Raw genomic sequence first — 17,914 nt, forward strand, 5'->3', positions numbered from 1 at the left:
TCCCGGCTCATCCGGGAGATATCATGCGTAATAAGGTAATAAGAAGGTTGATAGGTGGTGATTTATAGGACTGACATAGGATTGGGTTTTGTTGAAAATATTATAAAGAGTGATAACCTCAATAGGGACGAGCAGTTTATGCTGCTGCTCCCTTTGGGGCTAAAACCGAGATGACGTTGGAGCAAGAAATAGCACTGCCCTCGCGAGGGCACTTCCTGAGCCCACGCTCGGCTCACCACCTCCCTGTGGCTCGATTCTATTTCTGGCCTATTATTCAAGCATAAACCCTTCCCCACAGCTAAGATGCACCAGCACAGTCCAGCCCGCCCACTCTCCCGCGCTTTACCAGGGCTTAAAGATAATCCCCCGATCCCGCAATAGCTGCTTTATCCTATAGGCGGATTCCTGCTCACTCTCCAGATCGACCCACCACAAATAAAAATCCCGGATTTACCGCTCACCCGGGATTTTTCACTCCTGTATTTGCCGCCGCTTTTATGATCAACATTACAATCATCGACTGCATTCTCCCCACAAACCTCTCCTCAGACAACCCCCTCCAGATAATCCCCGGCTTCGTCCAGACATTCATTTATATCTTCACCGCAGGATTCGGGCTCATGAGGGCAGTCAACACAGAAAAAACGGTGCGTATGACTGGAGACGTTTTCAATCCCCAGAGCCTGACAGATCTCATTCTTCTTGCCGAGCCGGCGCCGAAAAGTAATATAATGAGGAATGCTTTTGTCATCCGCCAGCTCCTCACAGGTAGGAGGCCTGCCCAGCTCCATCGTCTTTTCATAAAAGCAGTCGTAAAGGAACTCATCTTCGAATACCATATCCTACATCTCCTCTCCCTGTAAAATTTCTGAAGGATCGACTATAATAATATCGTCCTTTTCCGACCACTTTCTCCCCGTGATGGTGACGGTCAGATCCAGCCCGGCAAAATCGAGCTCGACCTCCTGTTCGGACTGATAGTTATCGATGGAGTGATCGGTGATATTGCCGCCAAAGACTGCCTCCTCCTGATTTTCACCGGCAGGGCCTTCCAGATTAATGTTTTCGTCCAGCATTTTTTTCACCTCCTCCAAATTTCTCAAGCTGGACCCATCATACCGCATAATCGCCGGGCTGTAAAGGCTTTTGACCCTACCTGCAGGAAATCTGTCAAATCTGAGAGCTGAACTGTCAGAAATTAAAGGAAAGTTTACTGCCGGTTCAGACAATTTTTAATGCCTTTTACCATTATGTGATAGGGACATTCGAATATTTTCGTTATAATCTCTATATCGGACTGGGTGAACTGCGATTTGCCGTTTTCCTTACGGCAGTAGCTGCTTTCTGACATGTAAAGTTTTTCAGCCATCTCTTTCTGGCTTAAGTTGTAAATTTTTCTGAGCGATTTTAGGCTGGCCAGAAAGTTGTCGGTGTTTTTGTCGCCGTTCTCATTTTGAGACATAATCTCCCCTCCTTTCCATAAAGATAAATTATTTACCTGAACATTGTACTATATTTTATAATATTTGTAAAGAGAAATTATTAACTTGTTTCAAAATTAATGCAAAAAGGAGGGTAAACTGCTGGTAAAAATGGCCTGCGGTCTGAAGCCGGAGAATAAAGTTAAAACTTAGCCTCTCAGTTCAAAGCCTGTCTTAATTTGACTTCAAAACAAACTCCGAACAGTCGGTGTTTTCTCTAATAATTCTTCCCTGTCGGTTATTTATCTAATATTTCTGCCAGCCTGTTTACCACATATTTATATTCCTTCCAGCCGGCACTCTGCAAATGTTCAACTACTGTTGACCGGGAGGAAAGGTTCATTTCTCTTTTTATCTCCTCCTGAGTTAACCCTTTCTGTTTAAATTTCACTGACCTATATTGTTTCTCAGTCCAGTTTTTGACGTATTCCAGCAATAGAGCCAGGATCAAGGAATAGACCTCATTTAAATCACCGGCAAATAATTTAATATTAACAGGCAGCTGCCGGGAAAAACAACTGCCTACTGTCTCTCTGGCTCTATGAAAGGCATTTCCGTCCATACCGATCGCTTTATCATTAATCCGGGTGGTTATATCCCCGGCTCCCACTCCTAAATAGAGATTATCGATTTTAAAGTTTAATTCTACCAGCAGATAAATAAAATCCTCAAAAGATTCTAAGTCCTGATAAACAAGCCCCTGGAATTCCTGATAATCATTATTTTCCGCAGATAGGGAAGTGCTTATAAACTCAGATCTTATAATATCATCATACTCCTGGTTGATATAATTTAATAAATTAGTTATTTTACCTTCCTCAGCAGCTTTTAATAACCAGGCTCCAATTAATGCTATATAATCACCCTGATAGCGCTCGGTGGTTTCTGTAAATGAATAGCGGGAAATATCCTTATATAATTCATATACCTTTGATAATAAGCGCCAGTTTATGCGGTTTAAAGATTGACTTATACTGGACTGGGATGTATCCAGGGTCTCGGCTATTTTCTTCTGGGTTTCTCCCCTCACCAGCTGATAAACTATATATTGCTGACGGTTATTTAAATTACTCAAAATTCTAAAATATAGGTGTAGGGTCAAACTAATTATATTGAAAAATATACTTTCCTGCTCCTCAGCAAGGTAGTGTACTTTAAATTTATTTTTTTTGGCAGTTTCAACCGCCTTCAGGGCATTTTTATAACCCTGCCCTTTTTTATTACTCTTACTTTCTCCATAACCTATCCCGTATCTTATAGCAATTTCAGAAAACTGGATATCAATATACTGCAGCAAATCCAGTATTACCTCATGTCCGCTTAATACTCCAAAAAACTCATCACCGAGAGTGAGTTCAAAAGGGGTCACAAGCTGATCTTGATATTTTCTATTAACATCACTTATGACAGATTTTACTTTTTGTTGGGCTTCTTCTCTATTATTAATTTTTTTAGAATTTATTATATCTCCGATAATAACTATATTCTTGTTTTGCAAAATGACCACCCCAATTCTACCACAGATAGTAAAATACTTTAAGCAGGCTGGCGGAGGAAATGGCCATAAAAATACTGACAAAGGAGCCGATTAGATAATACTCCACAAATGCCTCACCCACATTACCTGTTTCTATTTCTTTAAATCTAATCAATGATTTAGCGGTAAATAAGAGTCCTATCAGGGAATAATACCCTAAAATAATAAAAAGTATTATCAAAAGCCTTTCTAGATTTCCTATTGCTTTACCTCTGTCACCTTCACTGCTTATATCACTTTTATATTTCTTTAGAGTTTTTCTCACAACAAAAGTGCTGCCCTGGAAATTAAAAATAATAACCGCAGCTGCTATAGCAAGAAATCCTATTCTCTGTATATCAAGCAATGTCAGCCCTTCATAGGTTCTTTGCAGTTCAGTAAAGAAAGCTAAAATATGTTGATTTATCTGCGGGTCAAACCAGGGAATAACAGCAATAATCAATAATATATGCAGCAATTGATCGGATAGAAATAATTCTAATTCAAAGTCTTTGCCATATTTTCTCGACAAATATATTTTAGAATAATCAATAAGACCATGGATAACGGAAATTATTATGAGCACTGATAACAAATTTAGGCTAAAATAATGGATGGTTAATATCAATGATGTTAGAAAAACTATTAAAGTATGTTTTATCAGGTCTAAAATGTTCATCTGCTTATTTTGACTCAATTTATTGGTTTGCAATACAAAGTCAGCCAGTACATGGGCCAAAATCAGAAAGGGGTAGATCATAATATTCATCCTTTCGTATATGTCGGTTTATTATCTAATATTTATTCAAAGTCGGTTATTTATCTAATAAATATTGGTGTAGATTAATTATAGCAAATTAAAGGGAGTTTTTAAATCGCTTTTGCCTGCATAATCTTATATGTTGATATAGATATACGAAAATCGCAGTCGGGTTCATTGACTGCGGTTTTTTAGCTGGATATATGATTTGGAAAAATTAAGCGGGGAGGTTGACAGGCTTTAATTGAGCAGGGAATATTTAAAAATGATGGTTAAGTTCAAATCCTAAGTTCAAGTCCGGGAGCGGGCAGTTTATGCTGCTGCTCGAGTTGTTTTGCCGGGCTTAGGTGGCTTTAGGGCCAGAAATAGCACTGCCCTCGCGAGGGCACCTCCTGAGCCCGCGCTCGGCTCACCACCTCCCTGTGGCTCGGTGCTTTTTCTGGCCTATTATTCAGGCTTAAAGATTCAAAACAACTAAGATGCATCAGCACAGTCCTGCCCGCTCCCGGCTTTAAATTTCTCTCTTACTCATTGGGTTCTATTTAATGCTAAAGCCATTTCCTGGCTATTTGTTCAGGGCCTGTTTTAATTTATCCACGACGTATTCGATCTCTTCATCTTTCAGGTTGTTATAGAAGGGCAGGGCCAGGCTTTCACCGGCTACCTGTTCGGTCACAGGGTAATCGCCTTCTTTATAGCCGAATTTCTTGCGGTAGAAAGGCTGCAGGTGTATGGGTGTGAAGTAGGGTTTACATCCTATACTATCCCATCATTTGCCAGCTGGACGGTAAAATATTGTAGTTTTTCCCTTTATTATGTTCTGAATAAAAAAAGTTAAAGGTAAAAATCCTGCAAAGATTTATCTTTAACATCCTGGTTTATTCCAATATAAACTAAAGTGACAGAAGGAGAAGAATGATTGAAAATATCCTGGAGCAAAGCAACATCCTTATATTTCTGATAATGATGATATCCAAATGTCTTCCTTAGTGAATGACAGCCAAAATTTTCTATATCAAGATCTATATTGTCTGCAGCTTTATTTAAAATTCTGTAAACCTGTGACCTGGAGAGCGGTTTGTTATTGCCATTTCTTGATTGGAAAAGATGTTCTTCCTCCTTCATGTTCTTTATATACATATCAATATCTTCCCGCAAATTTAGATTAATGAAAAACTTTTTAGATTTTCCTGTCTTCCCCTCAGAAATGTATATATGGGTTTTATTTTTGACATCTTCTACCTTCAGTTTAAGCATATCTGAGATTCTAAGTCCGGTGTTGATTCCAACAACAAAAAGCAGATAATTTCTATAATTTTGGCCCATAAACTCTTTCTTTAATTCCTTGATTTTATCTACGTCCCTAATAGGCTCTACTATATTTACAGAAGTTTCCTCCTAACCCATTTTCTTTATTATAATATATTTAATTCAGTAAATCAAAATAATATGATGGGCTGAGGAGTAATTAATTAGGTGATGAAATTAATGTAATTGCTATTAAATCAAAAGCCTAAAGAAATTTTATCAGTTCACCAGAGTCATTATTGTGTTGAGTTAAGGCTAAAATTTTTGCTGTAAAGAAATAGAAAAGCTCCCCACTATGATGGGGAGTGATAAAAATAGTTCTGCAAAAAACTTTATTGGTCTTTTTATTCGCCTTTTTTCTTATAAACTTCAGCCAGCATTTTTTCTGCTTCTTCCTTAGAAATGTAATCTCCAGCTGCCCGATAGTCAACCTGCTTTTTCTTTACTTTTCTTTTCCATTCTTCTTCTGAAATCAACTTTTTCTCACTCATTATTTGATTCTCCTTATTTGTTTTTGTAATATTTCACAGTATTCTCTAAACCCTTTTTTAAATTAAAATTAGGAACCCAGTCTAATTGATTTTTTGCTTTGTTATTATTCAAACAGCTATGTTTTATGTCCCCAGATCTAGGAGCTTCATATGAAGTTTTCAATTTCTTATCAAAAATATCTTCTAAGAGGCTTATAATTTTTAATAGGCTGGTTTGTTTCCCGCAGCTAATATTATATACTCCATTTGTATTACTTGTCATTGCTTTCAGATTAGCTTCAGCGACATCATCCACATAAATAAAATCTCTCGTTTGTTTTCCATCACCATATACAATTAATGGACTTCCGTTTAAAGCCCTAGTAATAAAAATAGCTATAACTCCACCCTCACCCTCAGCAAACTGCCGGGGACCATATACATTGGCATACCTTAAAGCGGCGTAATCCAGATCATATTGTTCTTTATATATTTCCAGATAATATTCAAGGGTGAGCTTGCTAACACCATAAGGAGATTCAGGTGCTGCCAGATGTTCCTCCTGTAAGGGCAGCTCAGTAGGAGTGCCATAAACAGCTGCTGAAGAAGCATATACAACCTTCTTAACATCATACTCAACGCACATTTCCAATATGTTCAAAGATCCTACAATATTAGTCTCGGCATCAAATGCCGGTTCCTCCTGGGCCAGGACAGCATCGGCTTGAGCGGCCTGATGATACACATATTCTATCTCATGCTTGCGAAAAACATTTTTCAAGACTTGCTGATCTCTAATGTCAATCTCATAAAATTCAGCTTCATCATTCAGATTTTCTCTGCTCCCCCGCGAGAGATTATCGACCACAATTGTTTTCTCTCCATTCTTTATCAATTTATCCACTATATTTGCACCTATAAAACCTGCTCCACCGGTGACTAAATTTGCCATCCAATCACTCCTGATTTATAATATGGTCTTATCATGTACTTCAAATAGTTTATTCGGCTTTATCAATTAACGGCTTTACTCATTTTATCGACAACAAATTTGATTTCCTCATCTTTAAAGTTGTTATAGAACAGACTCTGACCTGCCCACTTCTCAGGTGATAGTATAATCGCCTTTTTCATAGCCGAATTTATTTCGGCATCCGTATAAAAAAGCTAAAAATCTTCAGCTCTTCTCTTATTATTCATTGCTGTCCTCAATATTTTCTTTAACTCCTTCACCTTTAAACACCTGTAATACAGTCAGGAATATTATTTTAATATCCAACCATAAAGACCTATTTTTAAAATACCAGAAATCATATTCAAATTTTTCTGAATCATCCATATCATCCCTACCATTAATCTGAGCCCAGCCAGTTACTCCCGGTTTTAGCTGATCTACTCCGGATTCTTTTCTGTTTTCTACCAGCATCTCCTGAGAAAACAAAGGCGGTCTGGGGCCTACAAAACTCATATCACCTTTTAAAATGTTATATAATTGCGGCAGTTCATCAAGGCTGGTCTTTCTTAAAAATTTACCCATACTTGTAATATACTTATCTCTATTATCCATTTCATTGGTGGGGACATCAGGGGTATCAGTTCGCATAGTTCTAAATTTATAAATCGTAAAAGCCTTGCTATTTTGCCCAACTCTTATCTGACTAAATATTGGTTTGCCTGGAGTATCAATTACAATCAAAAGAGATATTATAAGCATGAAGGGGAAAAGTAATATACTTAATATTATTGCTAAAATAAAGTCTAACATCCTTTTCATTTCAATCACCCAAAAATTAAGTAAATATTACAATAGCAAAATCCATTGTATTTAATCATATTTGCATTTTAACATTACGTCTACAAGATTGTTTAAGAAATAGGAATCAAACCCTTAATAAACGAAAAATAACATGTTAAGAAGATGAAGATATGAGTCAAATCATTTACACTGAATCATAAATTTCATACAAAATATTTTTAATTTCTTTTTTAGAATGCTTTTTAATGTATTTTAAATTACGCTGGCCAAATTTTTTCCTTTTCTCTGCATTTTTGTAAGCTTTTTCAATTGCTTCGCTAAAACCATGTACATTATTTGGATCTATTAAATAACCACCTTCCTCATCTTCAATCAAATCAACATTCCCCCTAATATTTGAACAAACTACTGGTAAACCAGAGGCCATTGCCTCCATCAAGGCAACAGATAGTCCTTCTCTTAATGACGGAAAAACAAATAAATTTGAAATATTATAGATTTCTTCAATATCTCTCCTAAACCCTAAAAGATGCACATTTTCTTTAACCCCCAACTTTCTTGCTTGCTCTTTTAAATATTCTTTTAGCGGACCCTTACCACAAATTAAATAGTGCAATTTTGGATTATTTAATTTAGCTAAGGCTTTAATAATAACTTCATGATTTTTGTTTTTATTAAGTTCACCCACTGAAAGCAGATTAAATGATTCGTTCGGCAAATTAAGTTCATTACATTTTTTATCTTTACTTACTTTTACATTTTTAAATCTTTCTAAGTCTATTCCAACCCCAGGTATATACTCAATTCTATCAGAATTGAATTTATCCTTAGCTAATTTGTAATCTTCTTTATTTATTGTAATAATCACATCAGTGTAATTTGCTAATAATTTTTCAATAGGATAAAATAATATCCAATTTTTTAGAGGTGCGCCTTCAAAAAAGTGAAAACCATGAGCCGTATAAATAACCGGCGTATTAATAAAATATCCTATTACTCTTGTTATAACTCCCCCAATAGGAGATTGGCAATGTATAAATTCATATTCATTATTATGGAGTATTGATTTTAACTGCTTAATCGCCTTCAAATGTAAAATTACACTTCCTAAATCTCTTGAAAAATCAACATGATGATATGGAATATTATTATTTTTTAATTCATCTTTGAACTCTTCTTTCCTTTCAGCTGAACTAGTACTTCCACAATTAAAATTAGCTGCCACGTGCACTTCGTAATTTAATTCCTTAAGAACCTCAATATTAGGCATGTTAAATTGATCTATCATAGATGCAACTGAAGTTACAATTAAAGTTTTTTTCATATTAACTAATTTACCCCTCTATTTTTCAGCTTCTTCTATAGACTCTTTAAAATCCAAAATTCTATATTCTTCTTTATATTCGCTAATACTTTTTTCATAAACTATATTACCAAATATTTTATTTAATATCGAAAATTTTTTGCTCATTAGTTTAATTATATTATTAAAAATGCTAACTAATTTTATGTTTTTTTCATTTACTACCGAGATCATTTTAACCATTTTGCTTGTTTTTACATACTCTTTATTCTGTGGGAAAAATATACCCCTTTCTTTGTTATCAACCATTAACTTAACAAATTCACAAAAATTATGAATGTGAATCATACTTCTTTGGTTATCAATATCAGGGAATATAGGGCTGATTTTAGCAAATTTTGATAGTCTACTATAATTGCCTTTAGCTTCACTTCCGTAAATCATTGGAGATCTTATGATAACCACTTTAAAGTTCTCTTTATCAAGCTTATTTAATCCCTCTTCTGCTAATAGTTTGCTTTTTCCATAAATGTCATCAGGTTTAGGTTTGGTCTTCTCATCTATAACTTTTTCGCAGCCTATTTGAGCAGCTTCTCCATAAACTTTCAATGAACTCATAAATATAAACTGATCTACTCCTTCAGCTTTTGCTTTTTTAGCTGTTTCTATACATAAATCTCTATTAACACTATAATATAAATCTTTCTTTTTGGAATTCGATGAAACATGTGCTATACCAGCTACATGAAATATAATATCATAACTTGAAAAATCACTGTTTTTCCATGAATCTCCTTTCAGATCTAAAGAGTCAACAAAGTATTCCTTAGATGATTTTCCCAACCAATTCTCAAAGTTATTTCCCACATAACTATTTTCCCCAGTAATTAAAATTCGTTTCATACAATCCCTCTTTCCATAATAAAAATATACAAAATTAAACGTCTATTTATCTCATATACTCACCATAATATAGATAAGTGTGCCTATCCCGTTATTCAATATGTCAGATATATCAAAAACTACTATAAATATTTATTTGAATATCATTTAACGCAAGTATAACGTCCTAGAAAATAATATAATGTTTCTGAGCCTTCAAGACAGATTTCAGATATGATATTGTAGTAATACCTACGATAGTAATGGCGGTTGTACGGTTGTGTTCCCCTCCCCTTCCCCGAGGGGAAGGGGAGCCCCCAGAAATTTCCAATAAATTTCAATCTCTATAACGCATTCCGCTTTCTTCTTGCTAAAATAGGAGGGCATTAACTCATATTCAAACACAAAAAGCATTTTCCAAAAAGAAGTTGGAATTGCCCTGAAACTTTTTTGACAACTTATCTGCCATTTTTATATTTCCCCAGAAACTGTTCTGCAACTTCACCAATTGTTTTTATTTCCAGTTTACCCGTACCACGTTTTTTATCTGCATAAGAAATTATTTTTTCTAAACCTGAAATCAATTTATCGGGGGCAGTAGCTATATTAAAGGGATGAAACCACAGATGAAAAATTTTATTCTCTTGAATTGCAGCATTAATTCCTTTTTTGGCTTTTTTGATCCGGGCTGAAATCGGTATATATTTTCTGAAACTATCCATTGATAAATATAACATAGATGCCGGGATATTTACCAGCCCTGCTTCTAACTGCGGTTCAACTACAGGAGGTGTAAGAGCAAAGAACTGATCGAACATATGACATACCTTTTTAAAATATTTGTTTACCCCCTCATACCAGGAAGGCTCACTACCGCGAAAAGCTTTAAATCCCGCCCTTTCAATCTCTGGCAGATGTCCAACCATATTTCTAGGGAAAACAAAACTTTTACTTTCAACCCCCCACTCTTCAGCAGTTTCTTCAAATCTAATCAGATCGCTTCTGACTGTTTCTTTTTTGGTAAACGGGTGTCCATATAATATATGAGCAAAACTGTGAGAGGCAATTTCTTGTTTCACCGGACAAGCTTTTATCTTTTCTATAATATCTCTGCCATACCAGGTAGGATCCTGCTCAATATTCGTTGCGGGATCCTGGGCAAACCAGTCTCTATCATAGTGATCATACTCACTCCGTTTAATTTCAGGATGCTTAATACCATTTTCCTCACGACATTCAGCAAGAAATAGATGGCCGATCACAGCCCAGGTGGCAGTAATATCATTAACAGCAAATAAATTTAATATGTGCTCAATAACATCTCGGGTTTTATAATAGTACTTGCTATTCCTCTCTCTAGATTCAGGTTTGTCCACCGTTCCCCATGCTAACTCAGTATCGAGACTAATTATAAACTTGCCATTTCCACTCATTTTATCATGCCTCTTTTTATAGTTCTTTTCTAAAAACAGTTTTTTTATCCTCTTAATTTTTAGAACATCATATAACCGCAATTATTATACTATATATAATCGCATTTTTATCAAATGCTTTAGGCGATTTATTCAACTAAAAAAGGAAGTAATTTACTTTGAATATTGAAGGGCTTTGAAGCTTTTATCGAATAATCGGCGCCTCATTCCTCCAGCCCATCCAAAAAATGTTCGGCCACTGCTCAGGCACACGGCTCCTCACTTAAGCATTTACAAAACTTTACATTTGGCTATCCCTGCCAGTTGCTTTGCATGCATAATCTATTTCTGAGAGTAGTAAATGCTTCCACTTTAGGGTTGCTCTTATTAACCATCTTCCCTCCCTGGAAGCCACCCGTTTCCTGGTTACTATGCGATTATCCGACTTTCCACAAACAAATAGATAGACCAACTTTATGCTAGGCTTATCCTACTTTTAGCGTAGGATTTGCAGGAGAGCCCAGGTTTCCACGCCATAACAATATGACTCATGCGGCTTCCTTTGAACCTAAGGCGTTAATGAGAACTTGCTTAACGTTCTCCTTTAATATTGCCTTCTACTACTACGACACCAACGGCCAGTCCAGTTAATTGTTTTCTCAATACTTTTATCTTTACTCTCATTACCGTCAGCCTTGCAGTTTATGTTCAACACTCATCACCATTTACCGGTAAATGTCCACTCGCTATGAGTGGAAAGTTTAACTTTTCTCAGGGGAATGATGCTATAAGATGTGAACTTATCTTGTAGCACTTCAGGGGAGTCAAGTTTCCTAAGAATTAAAATAACTCGCCAATCTCTCTTTGGAATTTATTAACATATTTTTCTAGACTAAATTTTTCCATTACAAATTTACTTCTAATATCTTTTTTATTATTTTCAATATCTATTTCATTGTTTTTTACAGTTTCAATAATTCCCGCAGCTAATTCTTCAGATGAACCTTTTTTCACTACTTTTCCATATTCTTTTGAAACAAGAATTTCATTTATACCCCCTACATCACTAGCAACTACTGGTATTCCATTAGCTAAACCTTCTATAATTGTACGAGGAAGCCCCTCTGAATAAGATGGCAGGATTAAAATATCCATCAAATCATAATAATCTGCAACATTTTCTACATAACCCGTCCAGATCAGATTTCTCTCAACACCATGTTTTTGAGCTAAATTATTTAGCTCATCGAAATATTCATTATCATGCCCCCCTCCTACAAACATTAATTTAGTTTTTTGTTTTAGTTTTTCTTTTATAATTGATAAAGCTTCAATAGCCACATGATGTCCTTTTCTAGGATTTACAGTCCCTACTAGCCCAATCACAATATCTTCTTGCGTTATATTCAGTTTTTCATACAATTTATTTTCATTTTCACTGTTTGAGTATATAAAATTATCAAAATCATATCCAGTATATAATACTTTAATTTTTTCACCATGTTTTTGCCGAAGATTTTTCGATATATCTCTCCTTACTCCTTCAGCTATACAAAAATATTTATCTATAAAATATAATAATATTTTTTCCATTAAATCATATACTCCTTTGATGTTCTTAGGTGTTGTACATCTTTTATAAGCTACAATAGGGACTCTTAATATAAAGCAAGCAATAAACACATAAAAAAAAGACCGAGCATTATTTACATACATCAAGTCTATTTTTTTGTTTTTCAGCCAAACACCTATTTTAAAGTTATACTTAAGTAAATCTTTTATTAACAATATTTTTTTAAAAAAATTGTAATTTAAAATTTTTCTATCAAAAGTTTTTAAACTATTAGAGGCTTCAATAATATCACAATCTAAACCTGCTTCTTGGGAGTAATTTGAGAAATCACCTTTGGAAGTTGTTAACATTATTGAAGTATATTTATTTTTATCTAAATTTTGAGCAAGTTTAATCATGCTTTTTTTAGCTCCGTAAACTAAATTATATCTAGAATCAAAAAAAACTATTTTTTTCATGAAAAACTCTCCTTATTGATATAATGACTCATTTATTTTTTTTTGCAACTCTTTATAATTACAACTTTCAGGAAGAACAAGTTTTCTTCGCTTAACTTCTTCATTAACTCCTTTATTTAAAACATCTCCCCAAATACAATATATATTCTCAAAAATATCTAAACCCATCCCAATATTAATTATCTCTTGGCAATAAGAATCAAAATCATTAATAGTACAACCAAACAGCCTATTTTTAACTTTAATATCAGAATCCGTTTGTGGCCTAGAATTTTCTCCTTTATCAACCCAAACAACTTTTTCTAATTCTGCTTTATAGCTGATCTTATTGATTCCAAAAACTTCTGATGGTTTAACTTTAAGCGACTGGGGATTCTTTTCTCTTAATTTTTGCAATAAATCAGAGTTTTTCTTTGCTAAAGGTTTAATTAATTTTTTGCCAATAAAATCAAAGAAATTAATCATACTTTCCGGAAGAATAGGCCCCTTGCCCTGTTCAAACAATTCTGGAAATACATCTTTATGATAAGGATAAATTACTAGTCGCATTGGCATAGAATAACACATACCTCCCCTTGATATAATGATTTGATCATCTCCTAATAGATTGTAGCCTTTATTCTTAACCAAGTATGAAGCTATGGAAGTTTTCCCTACCCCTCCCCATGACGGAAAAACCAATGCCTTTCCATTTTTTTCCACAGCCGAAGCGTGAACAAGTGTCATGCCACTTTTTAATAATGAAAGTTGTTTTATCCAATCAAGCCACTCCAAAGCTATATTATCCAAAATAAACTTCACTTTATTTTTATCCCTGATTAATTTGACTCCATACCTTTTATCCAATATAGAGTTTTCATCAATATAAACACCATCCCTAATTTTCGTCATATTCTTGCTTTTAATACGGTTTTTATAATTCACTTCAATTGAACCTTCTTTTATATCCCCTTTTTGCTGAACTACTTCCTGTAAATCACCTAATTCTTGCTTCCATTCCTCAGTCCAGGGAAAATCATTTAAAATAAAACCTGCTTTTTCATTAATATTAATTTTCTCTTTCATTTTATTTAATATCCTTTCTATAAAAGTAGTCCTGTCTGCACTGTTTCTGACAAATCAAACAGATAGAGATATTGATTTTGTAGTCTTAGGCGGCTTGAGCTTTTGCTTCTCTGTTTAGCCGCTTTCTTCTCTTAATTGCTTTTTTATGCCTCTTTTCTCGTTCATTGATAATTTTCTCGGCTTTGCCTGTGTGTTTTTCCTGGGGAGTCACAAAATCGATGCCCTGATGAAGTCTTTCATTATTGTATTTCTCTATGAATTCATCTAAGTCTTCTTGAGCTTCATAGAAGTTTTCATATCGCTTTTGCACATAGATATTTTCATACTTGATGGTCTTATGAAACACTTCAATCTTTCCGTTGGATTCTGGATGCCTTACAGCAGTTCTGATATGCTTTATATCCCACTCTTTCAGGAAATCCTGGAAAGAATGTGAGAGTATCTGAGAACCATTGTCTGTAACCAGTACGGGTCTATCAGCTTCATCTACCTCAAAAAGATCCTGTTTGAATAAAGCTTTGCTCATGACTCTTTTTATATCGTCAGCCTGCATTGTCCTGGAGAGCTCACTATGCACTGCCAGCCGTGAACAGCCGTCTAAAACGGTTATCTGATAGGCGTGTATATTTTTTATCGGAATGTATGTTATATCCAGATGCCACATATTATTGGGGTCTTCTACTTCAATTTTACCGTCTGCTGATGTATCCTGCTGTGGCTCAGTTCTTTCCTTGATGAGCCCTTCAGCTTTGAGAACTCTATATACACTGGATGGAGATACATGGACTATGTCTTCATTTTGCAGCTCGTAAGCCAGTTTTCTGTGTCTTGTATCAGGATTATCCAGGGCATATTCGATGATAGCTTCCTTTTCTTCGTCTAAAAGCGCATACACTGGACCGTTAGGAGTGGGCTTTTTATCCTTAAGACCAGCAAAACCATGTTCTTCGTATCGTCTTTTCCAGCGATAATAGCGGCTGCGATTGAGTTTTAGTATTTCACAGACTTTCTTTTTGCTCAGCTCTGATTCTTCTACGATATCCATCAATTTGCGTTTGTTCTCAGCTGAAATGGATTTGCCTTTAAGATCACCTTCAAGGCCTAACTGTCGTTTTTTTTAAGAGTCTGATTCTCACAGGATAATTCAACTATAGCTTCTTCTAAACGCTCATTTTCTCGTTTTAGTTTCTCTTTTTCTCTGTCTCTTTTGCCATTGTTGAAAACATCAGGAGCAGATTCTTCAAGTTTGTCCTTCCACTGATAGAATTGACTTTCATAAATGCCGTACTGACGACAGGTCTCAGCAATATTGTCACTTTGAAGCCCTTCAAGGACGATTTCCAGCTTCTTCCTGGGTGAACGCTTTTCATGTTTGCTCATGATTAATGCCCTCCTATTTTAGCAAGAAGAAAGCGGAATGCGTTATGGAATGCGTTATAGAGATTGAAATTTATTGGAAATTTCTGGGGGCTCCCCTTCCCCGCGGGGAAGGGGAGGGGAACACAACCGTACAACCACCATTACTATCGTAGGTATTACTACAATATCATACTTGAAATCTGTCTTGAAGGCTCAGAAACATTATACTGTTGAGTTAAATCCCACAATAAAATATAAAATTTTTACTGAAATATTATATTGATATAGGGAAACATCGTGGGGCCTCTATAGGAATATGAAGCAAAATAAGCGTGGTAAGAATAAACTATACTAAAAAATATTATAACAACTAATAAAATTAATTTAACAAACTTATTTTTATTTACCCTCACTGTAGCTGGCAACAGAAAGCATACACTCAAATAAACATACCATATCATTCTCCCGCCTCCTAATATAGGATAAGACATTTCCGTGACAATTCTCATTATATATAAGTAAAAATAAAATTGATAATTTTTTCTAGTTCTAACAAACTTATTATAATGGATTAAGAATAAAAACAAAAAAGGTAACCAAGGCAAAAAACCTAAATCAATACCTATAATAGATGACTGTATATACCTTTGATATCTATCAATATTTATTAAAGGAAAAATAAATGCTCTAACCATGAAAAACGCAACTGGCACTATTAATGCAATAATTATTATATTTCTTTTATAAAACTTCCCTTTTTTTCTTTGGGTTAAAAAAATTAATCCTAAAGCAAATAAAGCTGAAAAATGAAACATTGTTGCAACCAGTACCATTAATATATATTTTGTCTTTTTATCTTCTAAAATATATCTATAAGCGAAAGCAATTATTGATACCGCCATACCTAATCTAATAATTCCGAAATAATAAAAGTACTGTGTTGTTGAGAATATAAAAACCGCTAATGGAAGAGATATATTTTTTATTTCATACTCTAAAGCTTTGTAAACACCAAAGATTATAAATAATGAGGACAAAATTAAAACCCACTGAAAATCATTAAAAATTAAATATATAAGTCTATTAAAAATTATATATCCAGGCTCATGAGTAGTATTTTGAATATATTCTATAACACCTAATTCATTAATATTTTTATATATTCTCAAATAATTGCCACCATCAACTCCAACACTTAAATCCCTAAATCCCATTATAAAAACCAATATTCCCATTGACATAAACCAGAACATTTTATTAGGAACTACATTTCCTTTTTTATTAATATAACAATATTTTTGAGCTAAACCGGCAAAAACTGTGGCAAAAATTACTGTTGAAATATATATAATATATGAACTAACCAATTACAATTCCTCCTTGATAAACTTTTAGTCCTGTTAAGTTATATGAAGTTTGAGTTAGCCTCCTTCCTGGAGGTACAATAGTTTTAAGCAATATCCCAATACCTCCCAGGAAAGGAGACTAATATTTATGACTAAAGCAAATGATGTTACCTGTCCCAGATGTCATTCCAGCGACCTCTATAAATACGGTTTTGACTATTATGATAACCAAAAATATCAGTGTCAAAGGTGCAGAAGACAATTTGCCCCAGCTTCTCTTGCAAAACAAAATAAATACCTTAACCCTGAAAACTACAAATATCAACCATGTCCTAAATGTGGAAAAGCTACTTTTCTTCATCATGATTACAACTACTACAAGAACTTAAGATGCTGTGATAAAAGCTGTAATCACTCTTTTTCTAAGCCTAAATTCAGAGAAATTGAACCTTTGCCTCAGAACAGATCTCTACCAGGCTAATTTAATTTCAAGGGGATGAGACATTCGCCAAATCTTATTCTCATGGCTTTATATCAGTATTATCACCTTAATTCCACCACGAGAAAGATCTCTCAGTTCCTTAAAGCTTATTATAATGTCGAAGTATCTCATGTATCCATTGCTTCCTGGGTGAAAAAATTTGCTCCTTACTTTCAGATTAAATCCAGCAAATTCATGCCTGATAGCTTAAATGAATCTGATGAATGGCATGTGGATGAAACGGTGGTCAAAATCCAGGGGCAAAAATACTATATCTGGGTGATGATAGACTCAGAAACTAGATATATACTGGATTTTCATCTGTCTCCCTATCGCAGCTCTAAACCTGCTTTTGAGCTTTTTCATTCGATCAAAGAGGTTTATGGTCAACCAAATTCTATCGTTTCTGATCGCTACAGTTCTTACAATGTCTCAGCAAGTTTAATATTCGATAGCTCAGAACATATTAAGGTTCAATCGTTCCAGGACGACATAACTAATAACGTGATTGAATCTTTCTTTGGCACCTTCAAAGATTGGTACAATGGGCGAAAAGGCTTTAAGACATATGAGAGTGCACTTCAGCTTATCTCTGTCTACATTTTCTACTACAACTTTATCAGGCCTCATTCATCTCTCAATGATCTTACCCCAGCTCAGGTGGCTGGATCTGACTATCCTGATCAATTAAAACAATCCTGGTTCTTTGCTGCTTGAATTTGATAGCATTTTTGCGATTACATT

18 protein-coding genes and 1 pseudogene are annotated in these 17,914 nt (G+C 34.7%); 1 reads left to right on the forward strand and 18 read right to left on the reverse strand.

Features of this window, described 5'->3' with window-relative positions:
• Positions 1-545: 545 nt before the first annotated feature.
• The 18 genes from BLT15_RS11175 to BLT15_RS11255 all read right to left on the reverse strand — a co-directional run bounded on the left by BLT15_RS11175 (position 546) and on the right by BLT15_RS11255 (position 16,710).
• Entirely contained in the window at positions 546-839 is a 294-nt protein-coding gene (locus BLT15_RS11175) for a hypothetical protein (protein WP_089761772.1), read from the reverse strand.
• Positions 840-842: 3 nt separating this feature from the next.
• On the reverse strand, positions 843-1,076 hold the full coding sequence (locus BLT15_RS13110) for a hypothetical protein (protein ID WP_143423077.1): 234 nt from the start codon (positions 1,074-1,076) through the stop codon (positions 843-845).
• 134 nt (positions 1,077-1,210) lie between these two features.
• The gene (locus tag BLT15_RS11185; RefSeq protein WP_089761777.1) at positions 1,211-1,462 is read right to left on the reverse strand and encodes a helix-turn-helix domain-containing protein; all 252 of its coding nucleotides are present in this window, start codon (positions 1,460-1,462) and stop codon (positions 1,211-1,213) included.
• A gap of 257 nt (positions 1,463-1,719) precedes the next feature.
• Positions 1,720-2,979 (reverse strand): SatD family protein, encoded by a 1,260-nt coding sequence (locus tag BLT15_RS11190; protein ID WP_159429924.1) that lies wholly within the window; start codon positions 2,977-2,979, stop codon positions 1,720-1,722.
• Between the two features lie 16 nt (positions 2,980-2,995).
• Entirely contained in the window at positions 2,996-3,736 is a 741-nt protein-coding gene (locus BLT15_RS11195) for a DUF3307 domain-containing protein (protein ID WP_159429925.1), read from the reverse strand.
• 586 nt (positions 3,737-4,322) lie between these two features.
• A complete protein-coding gene (locus BLT15_RS11200) occupies positions 4,323-4,517 on the reverse strand; it encodes a DegT/DnrJ/EryC1/StrS family aminotransferase (RefSeq protein WP_089761783.1) in 195 nt (64 codons plus the stop codon).
• A 74-nt stretch (positions 4,518-4,591) separates the two neighbouring features.
• On the reverse strand, positions 4,592-5,137 hold the full coding sequence (locus BLT15_RS11205) for a site-specific integrase (protein WP_268762258.1): 546 nt from the start codon (positions 5,135-5,137) through the stop codon (positions 4,592-4,594).
• Positions 5,138-5,409: 272 nt separating this feature from the next.
• On the reverse strand, positions 5,410-5,556 hold the full coding sequence (locus tag BLT15_RS13310) for a hypothetical protein (RefSeq protein ID WP_159429926.1): 147 nt from the start codon (positions 5,554-5,556) through the stop codon (positions 5,410-5,412).
• A gap of 13 nt (positions 5,557-5,569) precedes the next feature.
• On the reverse strand, positions 5,570-6,487 hold the full coding sequence (locus BLT15_RS11210; RefSeq protein WP_089761787.1) for an NAD-dependent epimerase/dehydratase family protein: 918 nt from the start codon (positions 6,485-6,487) through the stop codon (positions 5,570-5,572).
• 240 nt (positions 6,488-6,727) lie between these two features.
• The gene (locus tag BLT15_RS11215; protein WP_089761789.1) at positions 6,728-7,309 is read right to left on the reverse strand and encodes a sugar transferase; all 582 of its coding nucleotides are present in this window, start codon (positions 7,307-7,309) and stop codon (positions 6,728-6,730) included.
• Positions 7,310-7,475: 166 nt separating this feature from the next.
• Positions 7,476-8,615, reverse strand: coding sequence for a glycosyltransferase family 4 protein (locus BLT15_RS11220; protein WP_089761791.1), 1,140 nt, complete (start codon positions 8,613-8,615; stop codon positions 7,476-7,478).
• Positions 8,616-8,633: 18 nt separating this feature from the next.
• A complete protein-coding gene (locus BLT15_RS11225) occupies positions 8,634-9,497 on the reverse strand; it encodes an NAD-dependent epimerase/dehydratase family protein (RefSeq protein ID WP_089761794.1) in 864 nt (287 codons plus the stop codon).
• 437 nt (positions 9,498-9,934) lie between these two features.
• Positions 9,935-10,909: a polysaccharide deacetylase family protein gene (locus tag BLT15_RS11230; RefSeq protein ID WP_089761796.1), complete on the reverse strand. Its 975-nt coding sequence runs from the start codon at positions 10,907-10,909 to the stop codon at positions 9,935-9,937.
• An 819-nt stretch (positions 10,910-11,728) separates the two neighbouring features.
• Entirely contained in the window at positions 11,729-12,919 is a 1,191-nt protein-coding gene (locus tag BLT15_RS11235; protein ID WP_089761798.1) for a glycosyltransferase family 4 protein, read from the reverse strand.
• Between the two features lie 12 nt (positions 12,920-12,931).
• Positions 12,932-13,984, reverse strand: coding sequence for a hypothetical protein (locus BLT15_RS11240; RefSeq protein WP_089761800.1), 1,053 nt, complete (start codon positions 13,982-13,984; stop codon positions 12,932-12,934).
• 85 nt (positions 13,985-14,069) lie between these two features.
• A complete protein-coding gene (locus BLT15_RS11245; RefSeq protein WP_268762259.1) occupies positions 14,070-15,056 on the reverse strand; it encodes an IS3 family transposase in 987 nt (328 codons plus the stop codon).
• 29 nt (positions 15,057-15,085) lie between these two features.
• Positions 15,086-15,364 (reverse strand): helix-turn-helix domain-containing protein, encoded by a 279-nt coding sequence (locus BLT15_RS11250; protein ID WP_089761805.1) that lies wholly within the window; start codon positions 15,362-15,364, stop codon positions 15,086-15,088.
• 242 nt (positions 15,365-15,606) lie between these two features.
• Positions 15,607-16,710, reverse strand: a complete 1,104-nt coding sequence (locus BLT15_RS11255) for an EpsG family protein (protein WP_089761807.1) — start codon at positions 16,708-16,710, stop codon at positions 15,607-15,609.
• A 127-nt stretch (positions 16,711-16,837) separates the two neighbouring features.
• Here BLT15_RS11255 and BLT15_RS11260 point away from each other — a divergent pair.
• A pseudogene (locus BLT15_RS11260) lies at positions 16,838-17,887 on the forward strand (IS6 family transposase).
• The last annotated feature ends 27 nt before the right edge of the window (positions 17,888-17,914 follow it).

Origin of the sequence: Halarsenatibacter silvermanii (assembly GCF_900103135.1) — a bacterium.
In the GTDB taxonomy this organism is placed as follows: Bacteria; Bacillota; Halanaerobiia; order Halanaerobiales; family Halarsenatibacteraceae; genus Halarsenatibacter; species Halarsenatibacter silvermanii.

Bases quoted from the DNA above. Each gene is read 5' to 3' on its own strand.
- BLT15_RS11175 (WP_089761772.1), bottom strand. From the start codon at position 839: ATGGTATTCGAAGATGAGTTCCTTTACGACTGCTTTTATGAAAAGACG.
- BLT15_RS13110 (WP_143423077.1), bottom strand. From the start codon at position 1,076: ATGCTGGACGAAAACATTAATCTGGAAGGCCCTGCCGGTGAAAATCAG.
- BLT15_RS11185 (WP_089761777.1), bottom strand. From the start codon at position 1,462: ATGTCTCAAAATGAGAACGGCGACAAAAACACCGACAACTTTCTGGCC.
- BLT15_RS13310 (WP_159429926.1), bottom strand. From the start codon at position 5,556: ATGAGTGAGAAAAAGTTGATTTCAGAAGAAGAATGGAAAAGAAAAGTA.
- BLT15_RS11210 (WP_089761787.1), bottom strand. From the start codon at position 6,487: ATGGCAAATTTAGTCACCGGTGGAGCAGGTTTTATAGGTGCAAATATA.
- BLT15_RS11215 (WP_089761789.1), bottom strand. From the start codon at position 7,309: ATGAAAAGGATGTTAGACTTTATTTTAGCAATAATATTAAGTATATTA.
- BLT15_RS11220 (WP_089761791.1), bottom strand. From the start codon at position 8,615: ATGAAAAAAACTTTAATTGTAACTTCAGTTGCATCTATGATAGATCAA.
- BLT15_RS11225 (WP_089761794.1), bottom strand. From the start codon at position 9,497: ATGAAACGAATTTTAATTACTGGGGAAAATAGTTATGTGGGAAATAAC.
- BLT15_RS11230 (WP_089761796.1), bottom strand. From the start codon at position 10,909: ATGAGTGGAAATGGCAAGTTTATAATTAGTCTCGATACTGAGTTAGCA.
- BLT15_RS11235 (WP_089761798.1), bottom strand. From the start codon at position 12,919: ATGAAAAAAATAGTTTTTTTTGATTCTAGATATAATTTAGTTTACGGA.
- BLT15_RS11240 (WP_089761800.1), bottom strand. From the start codon at position 13,984: ATGAAAGAGAAAATTAATATTAATGAAAAAGCAGGTTTTATTTTAAAT.
- BLT15_RS11250 (WP_089761805.1), bottom strand. From the start codon at position 15,364: ATGAGCAAACATGAAAAGCGTTCACCCAGGAAGAAGCTGGAAATCGTC.